The organism is uncultured Sunxiuqinia sp., from assembly GCF_963974515.1.
GTDB lineage: Bacteria > Bacteroidota > Bacteroidia > Bacteroidales > Prolixibacteraceae > Sunxiuqinia.
Window position 1 is genome coordinate 23,278 of record NZ_CAXBDD010000017.1, and the last position, 21,008, is coordinate 44,285.

Annotated in this window: 14 protein-coding genes; 5 read left to right on the top strand and 9 right to left on the bottom strand. The window is 46.3% G+C overall.

Features of this window, described 5'->3' with window-relative positions; all coding sequences use genetic code 11:
• The first annotated feature begins 106 nt into the window (after nt 1-106).
• A complete protein-coding gene (locus tag AAC033_RS06440; RefSeq protein ID WP_339736525.1) occupies nt 107-3,328 on the top strand; it encodes an error-prone DNA polymerase in 3,222 nt (1,073 codons plus the stop codon).
• A 32-nt stretch (nt 3,329-3,360) separates the two neighbouring features.
• Here AAC033_RS06440 and AAC033_RS06445 read toward each other — a convergent pair whose 3' ends face one another.
• From AAC033_RS06445 to nagB, 5 genes are all read right to left on the bottom strand, one after another.
• Nucleotides 3,361-4,836, bottom strand: coding sequence for a potassium/proton antiporter (locus AAC033_RS06445; protein WP_339736526.1), 1,476 nt, complete (start codon nt 4,834-4,836; stop codon nt 3,361-3,363).
• 124 nt (nt 4,837-4,960) lie between these two features.
• Nucleotides 4,961-6,049, bottom strand: coding sequence for a substrate-binding domain-containing protein (locus tag AAC033_RS06450; protein ID WP_339736527.1), 1,089 nt, complete (start codon nt 6,047-6,049; stop codon nt 4,961-4,963).
• A gap of 87 nt (nt 6,050-6,136) precedes the next feature.
• The gene (locus AAC033_RS06455; protein ID WP_339736528.1) at nt 6,137-6,775 is read right to left on the bottom strand and encodes a carbohydrate-binding family 9-like protein; all 639 of its coding nucleotides are present in this window, start codon (nt 6,773-6,775) and stop codon (nt 6,137-6,139) included.
• Complete coding sequence (locus AAC033_RS06460; RefSeq protein WP_339736529.1) at nt 6,766-7,869, bottom strand: aminoglycoside phosphotransferase family protein; 1,104 nt, start codon at nt 7,867-7,869, stop codon at nt 6,766-6,768. Before AAC033_RS06460 ends, AAC033_RS06455 begins: the two co-directional genes overlap by 10 nt.
• Before the next feature lie 11 nt (nt 7,870-7,880).
• Nucleotides 7,881-9,836, bottom strand: a complete 1,956-nt coding sequence (nagB, locus tag AAC033_RS06465) for a glucosamine-6-phosphate deaminase (RefSeq protein WP_339736544.1) — start codon at nt 9,834-9,836, stop codon at nt 7,881-7,883.
• Nucleotides 9,837-10,063: 227 nt separating this feature from the next.
• On the opposite strand from nagB, the gene AAC033_RS06470 reads away from it, so the two are divergent.
• From AAC033_RS06470 to feoB, 4 genes are all read left to right on the top strand, one after another.
• On the top strand, nt 10,064-11,491 hold the full coding sequence (locus AAC033_RS06470; protein WP_339736530.1) for a Gfo/Idh/MocA family oxidoreductase: 1,428 nt from the start codon (nt 10,064-10,066) through the stop codon (nt 11,489-11,491).
• A gap of 273 nt (nt 11,492-11,764) precedes the next feature.
• On the top strand, nt 11,765-12,505 hold the full coding sequence (locus tag AAC033_RS06475; RefSeq protein WP_339736531.1) for a DUF4198 domain-containing protein: 741 nt from the start codon (nt 11,765-11,767) through the stop codon (nt 12,503-12,505).
• 11 nt (nt 12,506-12,516) lie between these two features.
• Complete coding sequence (locus AAC033_RS06480; RefSeq protein ID WP_339736532.1) at nt 12,517-12,771, top strand: FeoA family protein; 255 nt, start codon at nt 12,517-12,519, stop codon at nt 12,769-12,771.
• 6 nt (nt 12,772-12,777) lie between these two features.
• Entirely contained in the window at nt 12,778-14,874 is a 2,097-nt protein-coding gene (feoB, locus tag AAC033_RS06485; protein ID WP_339736533.1) for a ferrous iron transport protein B, read from the top strand.
• A gap of 436 nt (nt 14,875-15,310) precedes the next feature.
• On the opposite strand, the gene AAC033_RS06490 is transcribed toward feoB, so the two are convergent.
• The 4 genes from AAC033_RS06490 to AAC033_RS06505 all read right to left on the bottom strand — a co-directional run bounded on the left by AAC033_RS06490 (nt 15,311) and on the right by AAC033_RS06505 (nt 20,866).
• Nucleotides 15,311-17,647, bottom strand: a complete 2,337-nt coding sequence (locus AAC033_RS06490; protein ID WP_339736534.1) for a TonB-dependent receptor — start codon at nt 17,645-17,647, stop codon at nt 15,311-15,313.
• Nucleotides 17,648-17,658: 11 nt separating this feature from the next.
• Nucleotides 17,659-18,522, bottom strand: coding sequence for a CPBP family glutamic-type intramembrane protease (locus tag AAC033_RS06495; protein ID WP_339736535.1), 864 nt, complete (start codon nt 18,520-18,522; stop codon nt 17,659-17,661).
• A gap of 181 nt (nt 18,523-18,703) precedes the next feature.
• Nucleotides 18,704-19,843, bottom strand: a complete 1,140-nt coding sequence (locus AAC033_RS06500; protein WP_339736536.1) for a helix-turn-helix domain-containing protein — start codon at nt 19,841-19,843, stop codon at nt 18,704-18,706.
• A 177-nt stretch (nt 19,844-20,020) separates the two neighbouring features.
• Nucleotides 20,021-20,866, bottom strand: coding sequence for a restriction endonuclease (locus AAC033_RS06505; RefSeq protein WP_339736537.1), 846 nt, complete (start codon nt 20,864-20,866; stop codon nt 20,021-20,023).
• Nucleotides 20,867-21,008: the final 142 nt, after the last annotated feature.

The following is a 21,008-nucleotide window of genomic DNA, read 5'->3' on the forward strand; positions in this document are numbered from 1 at the left end:
CGGGTATGTTGTTGATCTAATCGGTTGCTTATACGCAGGAAAGCTTTAATGCTCGTCAGTCAGTAGATTGTAGTCAGGACCCGGAAATTCGGAACTCGAAACTAACATGAACTATACAGAGCTACAGGTAACCTCCAATTTCTCCTTTCTCCGTGGTGGCTCGCATCCGGAGGAATTTATGGAACGAGCAGCGGACTTGGGCTACCAGGCGATTGCCATTACCGACCGCAACACGCTGGCAGGTATTGTCCGCGCCCATGCGGCAGCACGGGGAAAGGCCATCCGTTTAATTCCCGGATGCCGGCTCGACCTGCTGGATGGACCAAGCCTGCTGGCTTATCCCACTGACAAAGATGCCTACAGTCGCCTTTCCTTCCTGCTGACCAAAGGGAACCTCCGGGCGGAAAAGGGCCAATGTCACTTGTATAAAGCAGACGTCTATGATCAGGCAAAAGGCATGAAATTCATCGTGCTGCCACCAGCATCACTCAACGCCAATTTCGATTTTCAACCCGAGTTTATCAAGGCTTTGGAGGAATACAAAGAAGCCTTGGGCATCAGCCTTTACCTTGGGACAAGCTTCTCGTACAGCGGCAACGACCATAAGAAGTTGTTTCGCCTCGCTCAGCTCGAAGCCAAGCTGGGAGTACCCCTGGTGGCGACCAATGATGTGCATTATCATTCACCTGAACGGCGGGAATTGCAGGATGTGTTGACCTGCATCCGGGAGAAATGCACCATCCATTCCGCAGGGTTCAAACTACACCAAAACGCGGAACGTTACCTGAAACCCATCGAAGAAATGGGACGTCTTTTCCGGCAATATCCCAAAGCGATTGACCGAACACAGGAAATAGCTCAGGCCTGTCAGTTTTCACTGGATGAATTGACATATCGTTATCCGGAAGAAATTACCAGCGAAGGACGCACGCCGATGGAGGAACTGGTTTACCTGGTCTGGAAGGGTGCCAAAGAGCGTTTTGGTGAGACGGTTCCAGAAAAAATCAAAGACACCATCGATATGGAGCTGGAATTTATCGGGCGGAAAGATTACGCCTCTTATTTCCTGACCGTGTATGATTATGTACGCGAAGCCAAAGCCCGGGGAATTTTGTGTCAGGGCCGTGGCTCGGCAGCCAACTCGGTGGTTTGCTTTTGCCTGGGTATCACTTCGGTAAATCCTTCTAAATTCAAATTGCTGTTCGCCCGGTTTATGAGCGACGAACGTAACGAACCGCCTGATATTGATGTGGATTTTGAACATGAGCGCCGGGAGGAAATTATGCAGTACATCTACGACAAATACGGGCGTGACCGGGCCGGCATTGTGGCTACGGTTACGCAGGTGCACTGGAAAGGGGCTGTGCGCGATGTGGGAAAGGTGATGGGCTTATCCACCGATGCGATCAATGTTCTTTCCAAATCGAAATATGAGTTCACGGAGGATTGGTTCCGCGGGAAACCTGTACCATCCGGCAGTTTCAATGCCAATGATCCACACCTGCGCAAGGTGCTGGAACTTACCGGGCAGTATATTGGCTTTCCGCGACAACTGGGGCAGCACACCGGCGGATTTGTGATCACGCGGGGAAAGTTGCACGAGTTGTGCCCCATTCTGAATGCCCGCATGGAAGACCGGACCTGCATTGAATGGAACAAGGACGACATTGAAGCGCTGGGTTTTATGAAAGTGGATGTGCTGGCCTTGGGCATGCTCACCTGCATCCGCAAGGCGTTTGACCTGGCCAGGCAGCATTACGGTCTCGATCTTACGCTGGCTAACATTCCGCAGGATGATCCGAAGGTGTATGAAATGATTGGCCATGCCGACACGGTCGGGGTTTTTCAAATCGAAAGCCGCGCGCAGATGTCGATGCTGCCCCGCCTGAAGCCCAAAACGTTCTATGACCTGGTTATTGAAGTGGCAATTGTCAGGCCGGGCCCCATCCAGGGAGACATGGTACATCCGTATTTAAGGCGACGTAATGGTCAGGAGCCAGTGGAATTTCCTTCAAAAGAACTGGAAGGTATTTTGGGACGGACCTTGGGAGTCCCCTTGTTTCAGGAACAGGCCATGGAGATTGCCATTGTTGCGGCAGGATTTACACCCGCCGAAGCCGATGGTTTACGCCGGAGCATGGCTACTTTTAAGTCAAAAGGAAAGGTTAGCTGGTACCGGGAAAAACTGGTTGGCGGGATGGTGAAAAATGGATATACCCACGAGTTTGCCGAACGGGTATTCAAACAGATCGAAGGCTTTGGAAGTTATGGTTTTCCAGAAAGCCATGCAGCCAGCTTCGCGCTGCTGGTTTATGTATCTTCGTGGATCAAATGTTATTATCCGGATGTATTTGCTGCCGCGCTGCTCAACAGCCAGCCGATGGGTTTCTACCAGCCCGCGCAGCTTGTCATCGATGCCCGCAGGCATGGGGTGGAAGTGAGGCCGGTGGATATTAACCATTCGCATTGGGACAATACTCTGGAAGAACAGACAGGTGTATACCGCGCTGTCCGCCTGGGGTTTCGGCAGGTTAAGGGTCTGCGCGAAGAAGACATTCAGTGGTTGGTTGCCAGCCGGCTTTTACCCTACAGAAACGTGAATGATCTGCTCAATGCAGGCGTTTCGCCATCGGCACTGGAACGCCTGGCCGATGCGGATGCTTTCCGGTCCATCGGCCTCGACCGCAGGCAGGCACTGTGGAATGTTTCCGCCCTTCACGACCATCCAACCGGAGTATTTGCCGGAACACCTTCAGAGAACGAAAGCGAAGGGAGCATCGAGCTGCCCCGGATGACAGCCGGAGAGCATGTGATCCAGGATTACGCCAGCACTTCGCTGTCGCTTAAAGCCCACCCGGTTAGCTTTGTACGGCTAAAGCTGAATCAGTTGCAGGTTACCCCCACTTCAAGCTTAATCAGGATGAAAAACGGCATGCCTGTTAAGGTATGCGGACTGATCACCGTCCGCCAACGTCCGGGAACAGCCAAGGGCGTTTTGTTCATCACCATTGAAGATGAAACCGGCTTTGCCAACCTGGTGGTTTGGCAAAACATTTTCGAAAAGTACCGTAAGGAAATCCTTCAGGCCCGTTTGCTCATGGTGGCGGGCAAATTGCAGATCGAAGGCGAAGTGATCCACGTAGTGGTCAATTCCTGTTATAACCTAAACGAAATTATGAGGCTGGATACCGAGGGACGCGATATCGGATCTGTCCATAAGCCGGCGCGCCCTGATGAAAAGAACTTGATGGAAAACGCAGGAACGAAAAAGACCTTTACCGGAAAACCCGTACAGGGCGAGCTTTTTCCATCTCGGGATTTCAAATAGCAGATGATGTCGATAGAATATTAACTGTCTGCCTATTTCAGTTTGGGCGAAGTTTGAAGTGCTTCATGTACTTCATTCATAGCTTGCTGGGTGTCGGCCAAAATGACGAGTGTGTCATTAGGTTCAATGACGGTCGATCCGTTAGGGGTCAGGTATTCTTTGTTTCGGTTAATCATGGCAATCAGGGCGGTTCTGGGGAAGTGCAAGTCTACAATTTTTTTGCCGCTGGCAAATCCATCTTCCGGAACGGTGATCTCTTGCATCACCTTTTTAGCTTGTTCCGACAGGAAGGTGTCGAGCATATCTTCGGGCTTTTTTGCTTCCGGTAACGATACGTTTAGCCATTTGGCAATCAGGTTGAGCGTTGTACCCTGAAGCAGTACCGAAGTTAAGGAGATGAAAAAGACGATGTTAAAAATCATATCGGCTTTTTCAATTCCGGCAAGTAGCGGGTAGGTGGCAAAAACAATTGGAACAGCTCCCCTCAGTCCGACCCAGGAAATGTAGAATCGTCTGCGGAGCTTCATTCGGAAGGGAATCAGGGCAATCAATACACTGACTGGGCGGGCAATCAATATCAGAAACAACGAAATAACCAGTCCGATACCGATTACCGGTAGAATTTGAGACGGAAAAACCAGCAGCCCCAAAGTCAGGAAAAGCACAATCTGCATCAGCCATGCCAGGCTGTCAAACATTTTAATGATTGTCCCTTTATGGATAAAATCGTGGTTGGCCAGGTAAACCGCACAAATGTAAATCGCCAGAAACCCGTTCCCCCCGATAAAATCAGTGGCGGAGAAGGTGATAAACATCAGGGCAATGGCTAACACTGGATAGATTCCTTCGTAGGTTAGTTGGATCTTGTTGATCACAAATTTGCTTAGCTTCCCAAAAAAAAGACCGGCCAAAGCGCCCAGCAGCATTTGTTTAAGAAAAAGGGGAATAACAGAAATCAGGCTTAATTCCGGATTGACAACCAATGCCAAAAAAGCGATGGTTAATACGTAGGCCATGGGGTCGTTACTTCCGCTTTCCAACTCCAGCGTGGGTTTTAGTTGATTTTTCAGCGCTAAATTTTTGGCACGTAATATCGAAAATACCGCAGCTGCATCCGTTGATGAAACAATGGCTCCCAAAAGCAATCCTTCGTAAATGGTAAAGTCGGTGACCAGCCAGACGAAAGTCCCGAGTGATACAGCGGTAAGTAGCACGCCCATCGTGGAGAGGGAGATTCCTTGCCACAGAACAGGCTTAATGGCTTTCCAGTTGGTATCTAAACCACCTGAAAACAGGATGAAATTAAGAGAAACAACACCAATAAATTGTGCAAGTCGGGGATTATCGAAATAGATCTTGCCAATTCCTTCCGATCCGGCCAAAATTCCTACAAACAAAAACAGAACCAGGGTAGGTATTCCAAAACGGTAGGACGTTTTTCCAATCAGAATGCTAATAAGAAGGAGCAATGATCCTACCAGTAAGATATTTTCGATGGTGATGTTCATTCAGTGTATAGCTTTTTGTCATTGCTAAACACAAAGATGCCGTTTTAGTTGGATGGTTGATGGCCGGTTTGATTAAATATTTCTGTTTTTTTTCAATTATTGAGTGGGAACAACTGTTTTTTGCCTAAAGTTCTGATTCCACATAATAATGTAGGTTTTCTTTTGTAATGATATCCAGAGGGAGGTACTTAATCGGAGTTATTTTTTTCTTGAAAACCAAATGGTCAATCAGCAGATAGATGCCATAATAACCCTGCCCTTTGGGATTTTGATTGATTAGAAAGTTGATGACACCTTGATTCAAATAATTCAGGTTTTTTTGCAGCAAGTCGTAACCAACAAGTCGTAGGCTGAGGGTTGGTCGGCTTTGCAGGTAATTGGCCACGGTGTATGCTTTGGAGGTGGTTACGAAAATTCCTTTGGTGTTGGGATTTTTCTGCAACAGTTCATCCCATTGTTGGGCAAAGAAGTCCTTATTTTTGCTATTCTGCAGATCGGCCCGTACAACTTTGAAGTTCGGATTGCCCGCTTGTTCAAAATAGTCCAGAAAGCCTTGTTCTTTCTTAATCAGGTGTGACGAGTTGGCTACATCTTCATCAATATGGGCAATGACGAAACTTATCGCGTCGGTTCCCGGATAGCCATAATGTAGCAGTTTGCCGGCCAGCACACCACTTTGATAAGAATCCTGGCCAATGTAAGCCAGCGGCTCATAGTCGGGGATGTGGGTATTGAACAGGTTAAAAGGGACACCCTGGTGCTTCCACCGGTTGAGGAAGGTGAGTGACTCCCGGTAAAAAAGAGGAGCAAGCAAGATGCCATCATAGTTTAAACCTGTGATCTTTTCTGCTTCTTCTTTAAACGAATCAACATTGAACTGATTGAACACGTGATATTTTACGGTAAGGCCGTATTGCCGAAGTTCGGTTACGGCTTTTTGAATGCCTTGGATTGGTCCTTCCCAAAAGTCATCAAGCGTTGCGTCTGGAACCAAGGCTGCAATCCGGTATTCGCGTTTTGAAACCAATGCCCGTGCCAGCATGTTGGGTTCGTAGTTTAATTCCTTGGCGATGCCCAAAACCCGTTGCTGTACGTCTTCCGAAACCCTTCCGCGGTTGTGAAGTACCCGGTCTACGGTTCCGGTTGACACACCGGCCTTTTCTGCAATATCCTTTATCCTGACAATATTTTTATTGATTTCTTTATTCTCCATAACAAGCTAAATCAGCAAGGTAATGGTGCAAAAATACAGATTAATCTTATACCAGGACGAACATTTCATCGTGTCAGTCCTGTTGGTTCAAAGAAATGATAATTCTCCGAAATAAGCTGGTTGATGAAAATCCGGGGTGCTCGTTTCAATTTTTTTCCAGCTTATAAAGTGAGGCTCTGAAAGATCATCACCACATTTGTAAAAATTGGCTCTTGCCTTGGTTGTCGATAATTGGCTGATTTTGTTGTGAATGAAAACTGACACCGGTAACTGAATGCATATTTGCCAGTCGAAACGAGGAGATTGTCCTTGATTCAGCCTGCTGGTGGTTGTTCTGGTCTGAATCTGATCGAGCAATTCAGGGGCGATAGGCTCCCGTTGATTGCGGTTGGGCCCCCAGGCTGCCAAACAGGTTCCCAAACTGTTAAATTCGAAATTGTAATAGTTTGGATCATCGTTAAAAGCGATAAAAAACTCAACACAGCTATCCGTATAAACAGGCTGATTGTGTTGGCTATACCGGGCGAGCATCTCATCCTCGCGAACCTGGAAGTGTAGAAATACCGTCTCATTGTTGTGGGCAATTTTGAATCCAACGTCAGGTTTTGACGTTGGTGTATCCCACGAAAAGCAAGCCAGCGGAATTTTGGGCAATGCTTCAAAAACAGTCTTCAGTTCTCGGGTGTGATGAACGGGGAAATTGAGTTTAGGAATTTCTAAATGCATGTTTTTTTGCTTATGTTTAGAATGGTTTGCTGTATTTCTTCAAAGTTCTCCTCCAGCTTTTTCACCAATTCGAACTGAGCCCGGGCCCGTTGCAAGTTATGGTGCGGCGAATGAATCTTATAGTAGTGATCCCCGTCAATATAGTCGGTCAGGAATCGAACTCCCATGATGAATGGCAACATCAAGCAGCTTTGCGACAACGAGTAGACTTCGTTTTCGGTGAGGATTGCTTGCGTTTTTTCAATAAAACCTTCCGTAAAAGCCTTGAACAAGCCCATGTTGAGTTGGATTTTTTCGAGGTCTTTTTCGTCCTCTTCGGCTGTATTAATAATGGTGCGCACGGCATCGCCAAAATCAAAGGCAATATAGCCGGGCATGATGGTGTCCAGATCGATCACACATTGCGCTTCATTGTTTTCGTTCAGCAACACATTGTTAAACTTGGTGTCGTTATGTGTTATTCGTAAAGGAAGTTTCCCTGCATCGCCCATTTGTTTGATTCTTTTCATCCGCTCGGCTCTGGCCTTCACAAAATCGATTTCAGGTCTCACCTCGTTCAGCCGCTTTACCGGATTGCGGGCAATTGCGTCATCTAACTGGTTGAGCCGGTGTTCCATATTATGAAAATCGGGCAGTATTTCATGAATTTTGGTCGGATCGAGATCGGCCAAGTCAGCGATGAATTGTCCGTATGCCCTTCCGCCTTCACGCGCTTGCTTGTCATTTTCTATCAGGTCGTAACCTTTCGTGCCTTTCAAAAACAGGTATACCCGCCAAAAGCTGCCATCGGCATGTTGATAATAACTCTTTCCTTCTTTGGTTCGAACCAGCGACAGCGTTTCATTTTGAGAAGTCACCCCGTCTCCTTTCTGATGCAAATGATTGATAACCGTTTCAATATTATGCATCAGGGCGTCCACATTGGTGAATATGGAGTTGTTGATTTTCTGAAGAATGTAGTCAGGCTGTTCCGCTTGTTTGTTTTTCAAGCGGAAGGTTTCATGAATGTGCCCTGAACCGTACGTTTGCACGTCGGCTATTTCTCCCTGCACTTCAAACTGCTTAATGATGGTATTTATATGCGTGTGATCCATTTTTTCGATGATTAGAATTTGTACCGTTTGAAGGCTTCTATGGCTTCGTATTCGGTCAATCCAAGTTTGTCATATAGTCTGGCTGTGTTGCGGTTACGGTCTTCAGCCCGCTGCCAAAACTCTCTTTTGTCTTTTCCCGGAAATACTGGAGAATCTTTTTGTGACTGGTGTTTGAAAATTGCTTTCCGCTTTTTCATCAGCTCTTCGGGGCTGATCGGAACGGCCATCTCAATATCTTCAATTTCCCATTCGTGCCAAGCTCCACGATAAAGCCAAACATAGCAGTCTTTCATCCAGTCTTCAGATTTTAACCGGTCGATAGCTCTGAAAATCGCATTTAAACAAACAGCGTGGGTTCCATGCGGATCATGCAAATCGCCTGCGGCAAAGATTTGGTGTGGTTTGATTTTTTGCATAAGATCGACAATGATGTCTACGTCTTCTTCAGATAATTCTTTTTTAATGACATGACCTGTTTCGTAAAAAGGCAGTTCCAGAAAATGGGCGTTCTCATTTTTTACACCGCAAAACCGGCAGGCGGCCGACGCTTCACCCTGTCTGATCAGTCCTTTTATTTTCAAGACTTTTTCATTGCTGTTCGATTCTGCATGCGTATTTTTAATGGTGTCAACAATCTCCTGATGCAAGCTTTGAATCGCATCTTCGGCAATATTGAATTTTTTTGAAAACCCAAGTAAAAAATCAGTGAAACGATGCGCATCGTCATCAAATACGGCAATGTTACCTGATGTTTGATAGGCAACGTGAACTTCATGTCCTTGATCAGCCAGACGAATTAAGGTTCCTCCCATCGAAATCACATCGTCATCGGGGTGAGGGCTAAAAATAATCGATCGCTTGGGAAAGGGACTGGACCGTTCGGGTCTCACTTTATCATCGGTATTGGGCTTTCCACCCGGCCATCCGGTAATGGTTTGCTGAATCTGGTTGTGAATATCAATATTTACATTGTAAGCCGAGCCTGCTGTTTTCAATAAATCGGCCAGTCCCCATTGTTTATAATCATTATCGGTCAGCTTCAGCATGGGCTTGTTGGTTTTTTTCGAAAGCCAGATGACCGCTTTTTTCTTCATGTGGCTGTCCCAGGTACAAAAATTGGTTAGCCACGGTGTTTGAAACTTGGTCAGTTTCGAAGCTGCTGGTTCGTCAACAATGCAAAGTACATCCGGATGTTTTTGTAAATAGGAGGCTGGCACATCACTGCCAACCGGTCCTTCAATTGCTTTGGCCAATATTTCTGCTTTGGATTCACCCCAAACCGCCATGAAAATCTTCTTGGCATTCAGAATCGTTTTTACACCCATGGTGATTGCCCGCAGCGGCACATGTTCTTCACCATCAAAAGCTTCTGCGGCATCGTCAATGGTAATTTTATTGAGTTTGACGAGTCGGGTTGTGGTGGTTTCTGTTGCACCGGGTTCGTTAAACCCGATGTGTCCAGAGCGCCCAATTCCCAGAAGCTGAACATCGATATTACCCAAGGACGCAATCTTCCGGTCGTATTCCTGGCAAAATTCGTCAATTTCAGATGGCGATAACATGCCGTTTGGAATGTGAACATTTTCCGGATCAATGTCGATATGATTGAAAAAGTGTTCGTACATGAAGTAGTGGTAACTTTCCTTGTTTTCAGGTTCCACCTGGTAGTATTCATCGAGGTTGAAGGTAACAACGTTTTTGAAACTCAGGCCTTCTTCCTGATGGATTCGGATTAGTTCGCGGTAAACACGCAGCGGAGAACTACCGGTTGCCAGGCCCAAAACGGTCTTTTGTCCAAGCTCATTTTTTGCTTTAATAACGGCGGCAATTTGTTTGGCAATAAAAACTGAGCCTTCTTCTTTGCCATTAAAAATACGCAGCGGTATTTTTTCGGTTGATGCAGGTAAGTTTTTCGTATTCATGAGTTTATTGAATTTTTGAAGTGTCCTAATCTTTTGTAATTCTATTTTTTAGATTCTATTTTGTCGATTCACGGTGCTAAAATAGTACCTATTTTTTGATGGAAAAAGTTTTTTAGCAAAATTGTGTGTTCGTACACACATCTTTTAATATATTTGTAAAATTCAATTTGAAAAATCACATATTTTAGCAGTGAGGAGCTTTTGCCGGTGTCGTATTTAATTGGTCCTGATGGAAGCAAATTGCAATGCGTTAATTTCTAAATAGAAAAAGAATGGAAAAAAATGATCGTCGTTCATTTCTGAAGCGTACAACTCTTGGGGTTGGTTTAGCCATGACTGGAATTTCAGCCTGGTCGAATAATAGCTTGGGTGTTGAAAATTTGAACTCCAATCGTTCCAAAAAGAAAACGCTGGGGCGGTTCAATATGTGCAATTATGCGGCTCCAAAACTTCCGGTTGTACGCGTTGGCTTTATTGGTTTAGGCATGCGTGGTTCGGGTGCACCAGTCCGGATGTCGCATATTGAGGGTGTTGAAATCAAAGCCTTCTGCGATATTCGCGAAGAGAAAGTGAAAGATGCGCAGAAACGTTTGAAGGATACTGGTTTGCCGGAGGCCAACGAATATTACGGAAAGGAAGATTCGTGGAAGGCCTTGTGCGAGAGTGATGAAATTGATCTTGTTTATATTTGTACACCCTGGGATTTGCATACACCAATGGCGGTGTATGCCATGGAACAAGGTAAACATGTGGCTGTAGAGGTTCCGGCGGCTAAAACAGTGGACGAGGCGTGGGAGTTGGTTGAGACGTCGGAGCGGACGCAGCAGCATTGCATGATGCTGGAGAATTGTTGCTACGATTTCTTTGAACTTTTAGCACTAAATATGGCCCGGCAGGGATTGTTCGGAGAGCTTGTTCATGGCGAGGGCGCTTACATTCACAACCTGGTTGATCTAAATTTCGACAAGAACGCTTACTACGACATGTGGCGACTGAAAGAAAATTACCGGGATGGCAATTTATATCCAACACATGGATTGGGGCCAGTTTGTCAGGCCATGAATATTAACCGCGGAGACCAAATGGACTACCTGGTAGCCATGTCGTCAGCTGATTTTCAGATGGCTGAACGTGCCCGCGAACTGGCTTCAGAAGATTCTTTCTTTAAGGAGTTTAGTGACAAAAACTACCGGGGAAACATGAATACGTCGGTGATCAAAACCCACAAGGGAAAAACAATTATGGTGCAGCACGACGTGACTTCCACGCGGCCTTATTCACGTATTCATTTGCTAAGTGGTACTAAAGGAATTGCACGTAAATACCCGGGGCCGGCGAAAATTTCGTTCGGACACAGTTGGGTTGACGAGGAGGAAATGAAAGCCCTGGAAGAAAAATACACGCCTGAAATTGTCTTGAAAGTCGGGGAAATGGCCAAAAAAGTTGGCGGTCATGGCGGAATGGATTTCATGATGGACTGGCGCCTGGTCGATTGCCTGCGCAACGGACTGCCGCTGGATCAGGATGTGTACGATGCCGCGCTGTGGAGTGTGATCACCCCGCTTTCAGAGTGGTCGGTTGCCAACCGTTCAAACTCCATTGATGTGCCGGATTTTACGAGTGGAAACTGGAAACAGAACAAACCGGTTTCGATCACACTCGAAGGTGGTGGCACCACCAATGTACGCGGGGTGTTTTAATTTCTGTCCGACTCAAAAACTCATTTTTCACAGGCTCAAACGGATTGGTTTGAGCCTTTTCCTTACTCATAACTTTAGGGGAGTGTCAGCCGCTAAAACAGTGGAAGCGTATTGCAATATCACAAGAATAGGGGATTGCTTTCCTGCTGGCTCGTGACTAATTTTGTCTTTCAATAAAAAAAGACTTCAAAGTATTCTTAATGGGAAGTTTTTCGAAAAGGAAATTTCAATGGAAGTCATTGATGTGACAAACATTCAAAAAAGTAATTAAAAATGAAATCAGGAATTCTTACCCTATTGCTACTAATAGCAGGCGTTACCACAAGTTTTGCCCATTACATGTGGTTGGAAACCTCTGCCTCAGGAACGTTGAACTCAGCCCATGAAGTAAAAGTCCGTTTTGGTGAGTATACTTATGGTGTTATTGAAGAAGTGAACGGCGATGCGTTTCAAAGTGTTTCTGACTTTAAACTTTGGCTGGTTTTGCCCGACGGCAGCAAAAAAGGGCTTGATGTTCAGGCAAAAGACAACTATTATCTGGCAACCTTTGTTCCTTCGCAGGAGGGCGTTTACACGCTTGCTCTGGACAATAAGAACATGAAGGTTCTGGACTATTCGCAATACGATATGGGAATTATGAAACCACAATATCACGCCAAAGCCAAAGTGGTGGTTGGTCAATCATTTTCACCTTTGGAATCAACCAATCCCGAGGGGATTGAAATTATCGATCACAGCAAGTCGGCTTACGCGGTGAATGGTGAAGTGAAACTCCAGATCTTGTTTCAAGGAAAACCGCTTCCGGAAAATGAAGTCAGCATTTACATGACGGATTTATGGTCAAAAAAATTATGGACCGATGAAAATGGAATGGTTTCATTCACATTGCCTTGGGATCAGTTATACACGGTTGAGGCTACCTACGATGAGAATACACCGGGTAGCTTTAATCAGCATGCTTATGAATACATTTGGCATTGTGCCACTTATAGTTTAATGCCCCTCAAAAATTAATCTATCCGGATATGATAAACATAACAAGTTCAAAAATAAAAGACACCATTATCAGCCTAAAGCGAGGCGAAAAGGGGATTATTGGAGACTTTTCGGTCGATCAGATTCCGGTAAAGCTTCAGGAAATGGGCTGCTTACCCGGAAACGAGGTGCAATTGATTCAGCTGGCTCCATTTAGCGATCCCTTATATTTAAATATCAATGGGAACAACCTGGCAATCAGGAGAGAGACAGCCGTTTTGATTGAAATCACTAAAGTTGTTTAGATACGGATGAGCAAACCATTGAATGTTGCCCTGATAGGGAATCCGAATACCGGCAAAACATCCATCTTCAACCTGTTGACAGGTTTAAACCAAAAGGTTGGAAATTACCCGGGAATTACGGTGGAGAAGAAGGAAGGAAGTTGCAGGCTGCCCAATGGGACCAAGGCACACATCATTGATTTGCCGGGAACCTACAGCTTGAATGCGTCGTCAGCCGATGAGCAGTTGGTGGTTGAAACCCTGCTTAGTAAAAACAGTAAAGATTATCCCGATGTAGCGGTTGTGGTGGCCGATGTGGAAAACCTCAAGCGCAACTTAATTCTGTTTACGCAAATCAAGGATCTTCAGATTCCGGCAATTTTGGTGGTGAATATGGCCGACCAAATGGAGCGACGCGGGATTACCCTGGACGTAGCGATGCTGGAAAAAAAAATCCAGTCGAAAGTAGTCTTGGTCAGTTCGCGTAAGAAAACAGGAATCGGGGAGCTCAAAAGCTTGCTGGAAGACTACCAAAGCTTGCCTGTTGCGGCGACCATCCATCTGACAGATATTGATCCGGCTTATTTTGGCCGCTTGCAGCAGGCTTATCCCAAGCAGGATCTTTACGCGCTGTGGCTGGTTACTTCGCAGGATGCGCCCCTGAACAAGATTGACGACGAACTGCAAAGTGCCAACACATACTCGGAGCGGGCGACACCTGAAATAAAGCGTTTGCAGCAGAAAGAAACGATTGCCCGCTATCTTTTCATCAACCGGTTTTTGAAGGATGTTTACCAGGTTGACGGTTCGAAAGCAACCGACTGGCGCAGCGTGCTGGACCGGGTTTTGACACACCGCGTGGCTGGCTATGTGGTCTTTTTCCTGGTGATGCTATTGGTTTTCCAGGCCATTTACAACTGGAGCAGTGTGCCGATGGATTTTATTGATGAGTCGTTCACCCAATTGAGCGAATGGACAGGAAACCATTTGCCTGCCGGTCCGTTCACCAGTTTGCTGGCCGAGGGAATTATCCCGGGGATTGGTGGTATTGTTATTTTTATACCACAAATCGCCTTCCTGTTTTTATTCATTTCCTTGCTGGAAGAAAGTGGATACATGAGCAGGATCGTGTTTTTAATGGATCGCGTGATGCGCCGCTTTGGTCTGAGCGGGAAAAGTGTGGTTCCTCTGATTTCAGGAACTGCCTGCGCTATACCCGCTGTTATGGCTGCTCGAAACATCGAAAACTTGAAAGAACGGCTGATTACAATTTTGGTTACTCCATTTACTACTTGTTCTGCACGCTTACCGGTTTACCTCATCATTATCGCCCTGGTCATCCCCGATCGAACAGTGGCTGGGTTTAACCTGCAAGGATTAACCCTGATGGGCTTGTATGCTTTGGGATTTGGAATGGCTGTCTTCTCAGCCTTCATTCTTGATAAAGTCCTTAAAAACAAGACACGTACCTTCTTTGTAATTGAAATGCCAGCTTACAAAATGCCTTTATTGAAGAATGTGGCGTACACGGTCATCGAAAAAACGAAAAGTTTTATTTTCGGCGCTGGTAAAATTATCCTGGCCATCTCCATCGTTTTGTGGTTTTTGGCCTCCAACGGCTATTCCGACGATTTTTACCAGGCCGATGAAATTGTTCGTGCGCAACCCGAGAATGCACAGCTCAGTGAACAGGAAATGAGTACAGCCATTGCTTCCTATCAGCTGCGCCATTCTTACATTGGCGTTATTGGACACACCATTGAGCCGGTGATCCGGCCTTTGGGCTACGACTGGAAAATTGGCATTGCGCTGGTGACCTCGTTTGCAGCACGTGAGGTTTTTGTTGCTACGTTGGCTACGATTTACAGTGTGGGGAGTGATGAAGAGGAAACCATTAAAGTGCGGATGTCAACCGATACGAATTCGCGAACCGGCGAGAAATTATTCAATTTTCCGACGGGGATCTCCTTACTCCTGTTTTATGCGTTTGCTTTGCAATGTATGAGTACCCTGGCGATTGTGAAAAAGGAAACCAACAGTTGGAAGTGGCCGTTAATACAATTGGTATTGATGACGGGGTTCGCCTACCTGGTGTCGATGATTGCCTACCAGCTGTTGAAGTGATTAGTCGTTTTAGATGTAACCTGAATAACAGTTCGAAAATGTGGACAATACAATATATACTGGTTTATTTAGCACTTGCCGGCGCCCTGTTCTTTCTGATTAAAAAGTACTTTTTCAAGAAGAAAAAAAAGAAGGATTCTGTTTGCGGAGACAACGACTGTGGTTGTCATTAATCGGGCTTCTCCGGCCGCGAATAAGGTAGCAAACTCGGCAAGAACCTGTCAACGCCGCCAGACTTGATGGCGGCGCCAACTCAGGCTGACAAATCATGGCTCGGAAACCGCGACACACGACATGATGCAAAGAGCCAGTATTGGATTGAATCCACCCACGTGTTGGGCACATCGGGTTTTTATTTATTCTCATCAACGTTGTGTCTAATGGTTTTCGTATTAAAAAAAGGCAGTCAGGCATTGGACTGAAGTGGTCAGCAAGCTCAAAAAATAATCTTATAACTCAGGTTTGGAATCCTGATGCCGGTATATTGGGTGTCGATGGTCTGGGTTTTCAGGTTGTAGTAATCCGTGTCAAACTCTTCGGTACCCAATACATTTAAAACTTTCAGCGACCACTCTGAAGAATGTCTGGCTTTGTTGATCCGGTAGGAGATTGTAAATGACACCAGCGGCTGGTCGTCAAATCGCTCCTCGAAAGCCTGATTGCCTTCCGTTTCGGCATAGACAACTTCCTCTCCGGCCAGCGATGCTTCCAGATCAATCGGCTCTTTGCGGTTGCCGCCCAGGTAATTTAAGCGAATATTTGCGCCCAGCACTTTGTTGTTGTCGCGCCCAAGCAACCATTCTTTGCCGGCCAGCACATTCACCACGTAATTCCGGTTAAAGCGGGTGTTGCGTTCTACGCCATCGGTAGCGGTGTATTTTGAGTCGAACACCGAACCGGTGAGCAGATAGTAAAACCCTTTTTTCATAAAACGTTCGAGGGTGAAATCAAAGCCCATATTTCTTCCCGTGCCTTCATTAACAAGCGCTTCGTTGAAAAACATTTCCTGCTCAAAGTTGAGGGTCGATACGTAACTGAAAGGAGAAACGGGCACATTGGCTAGGTGCTGGTAGTAGGGCTCCACGCTAAAACGCAGGTGATCATTGATCTTCCAGTTGTAGGCCAGCACGTAATGGTGCGACTGCATCAAGTCCAGATTTTTGTTGGGGTTTTGGCCGTCCAGTTCCACAAAATACACTGGCAATTGTTCAATGCGGCTGTGCAGACCGTAGGCAAAAGCCAGGCTTTGAGTGGGGGTGAGCTGATATTTAAGTCCCAGGCGAGGCTCAATGGAATAGCTGTCATTCAACAAAAATACCAGGGCATTAACACCGGCATTCAGGGTCAACTGGGGTAGCAAATTGATCTTCGATTGGCCATAGAACTGAAGCATGCCGGTTTTGTCAGATGCCTCGGAGAGTGTTTCGGGTTGTGCGCCTTCGTGCATCGACTGCTCCGCATGGATGCGATAGCCCAGTTGGCTGTATTTCAGTCCCGTGCGCAAGCTGTTTCCTTTTCCGAAGTGGTAATCCAGATCCGATTGCAAAGTGTAGCGCCACACCCGGTTGTCGATATCTGACTGGGGACTTTCCGTAAGATCATAGGCGATGCGATCCTCTTTGTGGGATATTCCATTGCCGGTGGCCGACAGGATGGTGGTGAGAAATGTTTTTCTGCCTATCCGTAATTGGTGCGACAGTCCGGTGGCAAATAGGTAAAGTTTGGTATCCGAATTGTCACGATCGGCATTCATCTCCCAGTCTATGCTATCAGCGGCATCCATCGCCTGCCCGTCGAGAGCGCCAATACCCCACAATGAAAAAGTTCCTGTTTTTTTCGTCGGAAAGCTGGTTTTGAAAGCCAGGTCCTGATACTTGAGGATGCCGGTATTGTCGGGCAACAGTGGAGCGATTAGGGCCATGGTGGAGTTGCGGTAGTTCATTAGGTAGCTTGCCTTTTTTCCTTGTTTGAAGGGCCCCTCGGTTGAAAAATCCACACCAATGATGCCCGCTTGCAGGGTATATTGGCGTTGATCGGGATTGCCGGTTCGCATCTTGATATCGAATACCCCCGAGCTGGCATTGCTATATTCCGCAGGAAAAGCCCCGGTATAAAAATCGCTGTTAGCCATCATCTGGCTGCTGAGTGCTGTTAGCAGTCCGCCTCCGGCAACCGTCAGGTTGGCGAAGTGGTTTGGGTTTGGCACTTCTACACCTTCAACCTGCCACAACAACCCGTCGGGATTGTTCCCCCTGACGGAAATACCGTTGCTGCTGACTGATGGTGCCGCCACGCCTGCGAAGGATGTGACGAGGCGGGCTGGATCGTCCATTCCTCCGGCATACCGCTGGGTTTCTTCGACAGTAAACTGACGGCTGCTCAGCGTGGTCATCGAATTGAGCGGTTGGTCTTTCCGCACCGTCACCTCAACAGCTTCCAGCTCGGTCAGTTTGGGTTCCAGATGAATGTCCAGCCGGATTTGATTACCGGAAGTAACCATCAGCTCGTTGACAAGGTAAGGCTCATAGCCGATCATGGTCACCTGGATATCACAGCGGCCCACTGGCACGTTTTGTAGGGTAAAGTTGCCGTCCACATTAGATGTAGTGCCAATCATGGGATCGGATCCCACGACAATGATATTGGCGAATGGAAGCGACTCACGCGTCAGTTGATCGCGAATGGTTCCGTTAATATTTTGAGTAATTGTTTGCGAAAACAGGTTCCCGCAGAAAAGGATCGTTGTAAGAAGTGTTAAAAATAAAGCTTTCATGATTGTATGGATTAATTGATTGTTGATGGATTGAAAATTCGATTGAAAAACAGGCTTCGGTTGGTCAAAACCAGAAAAGCGGATAGAACAAGCAGCAGCCCGGTCTGGATGACTTTACTCATGGGGTGGGTGGAGAATATCTCGTTGAAAAATCCGGCTGAAATGTGGAATACGATCGGAAGAAGCATATTCCGGTTCGTTTTGTAATAGAGCCAATTCATGATCAGGACAAAGGGTACCAGGCTCACCACAAAGTTGACGGAATAGATCAGTCCCGATTCGACAAGGTTACTGTGGTAGTAGTCTTTGATAAACGACAAAGGGAAGTGCCACAACGACCAGAAAAAAGCAAACAGCACAGAGGCCGTAAATAAATTGAAACGCGAACGCAAACAATCGGTACCATACGAATGCCAGGCCAGTTCCTCGAGCAGGGGGGCGAGCAACAGGAGCACCCAAACCGGAAAAATACCGGAACTAAAACTGAACGAGCCCCGGAGTTGAAACTGATCAGCAGGGTATCCAAAGAGCAGGGAAATGGCCTGAGCTGCGAGGATACTGACCAGCATTAGAAAAACAGTGATCAGCAGGTACTGCGGTTTGAGTGTTTTGAAATTGAAAAACCGTCTCATGAAATCTTCTCTTAAGGTTTTGTTTGGGAGAATGAACCAGAAGGCGATAAGGACCGGAGCCAGTAAACCTGTAAAACTGAGGATGCTGGTAATCCATTTCATTTCGTGGCTATAAGGGCTAAGGTGACTGATATGCCCACTGATGAACCAAAGCCCCCAAGGAATCATGGTCGCCAGGGTATAAAACGCGAGAGGCCTTTGGTATGCCTGAATAATTTCTGTGGTTTGTACTTGTGCTTTCATTTGTAAAATTGATTCGTTTGAATTTTTTAGCAAATGAAGGCCAAAGCGACAGACCAATCGCCCAAGCGTATAATTTCGGACTTTTTAAGGGTGCGAACCTACACGTTGGTGCCTTTAAAGTGTTGAAGGATAACGGACTGAGATGAAATGGGCAGTGCCAATTTTTTTTGACGAGATAGCTTTACAGGGTCGGTTTTTCAGCGCCTAGTTGAGCTATGTATTGCGACGGTGTCCTGTCTTTATGCTTTTTGAAGATGCTGTTGAAGGAGGATTTTGAGTTGAATCCCGAATCAAGCGCATGGGCCAGAATACTGAACCGGTTGTTTTGAGAAGCCCGGTGAATGAATTCATCCACCCGGTACCGGTTCACAAAATCATGAAAATTCATTTGCTCCTGTTGGTTGATGATTTGCGACAGTTGGTTGGGCGACATATTCAGAGCACTGGCCAAACCGCTTAGCGTGAGTTTCGGATCAAGAAAAGGCTTCTCTGCATGCATGAAATCCAGCAGTTTTTGATGTCCTTCCTCCAAAAGCGCTTCATTCAAGCCCGATTTTTTGTATTTCTCATCCGGCAGGGGCGGCGAGGACTTGAGATCTTTCACATTGTGGGTAAACATATCTTGGTGTCGAATGCCGAAATAACCAATATAGAAGATAAATACAATGATCAGGGTATAAAAAATATAATCGGCATTAAACGAATACGGCACTTCAAACAGCTCGCGTGTAACAAGGATGATCGTGACTGTCAGAAAAATAATGCCGATTGCCCAGATGCAATAGCGCAACCAGTCGAGGTTTATGCCTTCATCGTAGGAGAAGTTATCGTCAATTTGACGCTTATGTTTCCAGGTGAGCCTATAGGCGAGTATGGAATAGCTAAGTCCCGATACCACAAACCCGATTAGCAAGATTGATGAAAATAGTCCAAAATCATCAATTTCTCCCCGGTCAACCATTCGTTTCTGTTCAATGGTGTAGAAGAAAAAGAATTTCGCCATGTACAGATAGGCAATGGCTACTGGCGCAAAATGCAGATAATCAATTCGCCGGATTTTGCTGTCATTGCGCAGTGAATACAAGGTGTATAAATAGAGCATCGGGCCATGCAGCAATGGGAAAGGCGCTGTAACGCCAATTAGGTGCGGATACAGCTCCCAGAATCCCAGATGGTAAAGGTAATATCCCAGCAGGTGAATGCCCATGATGGCCACCCAAGCCGCTAAAATCCGGTCGGTTAGCGCTTTGTTCTTCTTGGTGAAAAGCAGAAACACGATGAAAAACGACATGAAAATACCCGAAGTGAAAATTGCATCCATAGGATTCGCTTTTGTCTTGTAAAAATATCCATTTCCGGATGATTCCGGCAGGCATCTTCAATTTATTCTGAGAAATATAGCCGCAATCCATGCTGTATTCTGGTCAATCTTAACCATCGTCCGTCTGAAAACAACCAAAGAAATGGAGCGAAAAATACAAGAAAGGATCCACGATGCCTACAAAATCTCCCGGATTTCCTTCAGTAAAGCCTTGGTTTTACTGACGCTGAGGGCGAGCGGAGCCAGCAGCTGCGGATCGTCCAACAGCTGGCGGCAGGTGACGATGTGCCGTTCCATCAGATCCTGCTTTTGACTGTTGTTGAGGTTTTTCACTACGGTAATCGGATAGAGCTTTTCACGGTCAATCCAGTCTTTCAGCCCGTTGCCCGGCGGATAGTCCCAGCTCAAGAGTTTCAGTCCGCTACAAGTGCCGTAGTCAATGGCATCGGATGTAAATCGGGTGTTGGTTACCACCCATCCATGAAACGTAAAGCCAGCATATTCCGGTGCTTCCTTTCGCTTGATAATCAGGTCGTCCACCCGGGCCCGGATGTAAAGGGGCACTTTAACATTCTGAATTCGCCCGGCATTCTGTCCGTACTTGCATTCCACAAAGTGCAGTTGCTTGTCTTGGGTGGCCACCACGTCCACTTCGTGTGTTACACAATGGCCTTGCAAGGTTTGTCCAACTTCAACCGAAAAGCCCATTCGTTGCATGATATGACCCACGAAATGTTCGAAGGGGTAACCCGTAGGCCCCAATTCCATCATGGCTTTTTTGAGTTTGTAGCGTGAGGCGACCTGGCTTTTTTTCTTTCGCAAAAGAGTGAAAGCCCGCGCGTAAATTTGCTGCGTACTTACGCCATCGTAAATCCAGGCTTGAATATCGCTGGTCACCTGCTGAATGATCCCCTCTTCTGCTCCGGCATTGCGCAACGAGCGAATAAGCTTTTCAACGGCAAAAGGCTCTTGCTCACCCGATGCTTTTCTTATCAAAATATTTTTGGGAGCTTCTGTTTCCATGTCTGATTCTTCGTCTGTATAATGTGATTGATCTTTTTTTTGGATCTTCTAAAGATAAGGGAAAAAGTCAAAACAGAATCTTTTTGCTGGGAATTGACATGTCGGTTAATATCGGTTTTTTTGTTTTGCTAATCTGGTCATT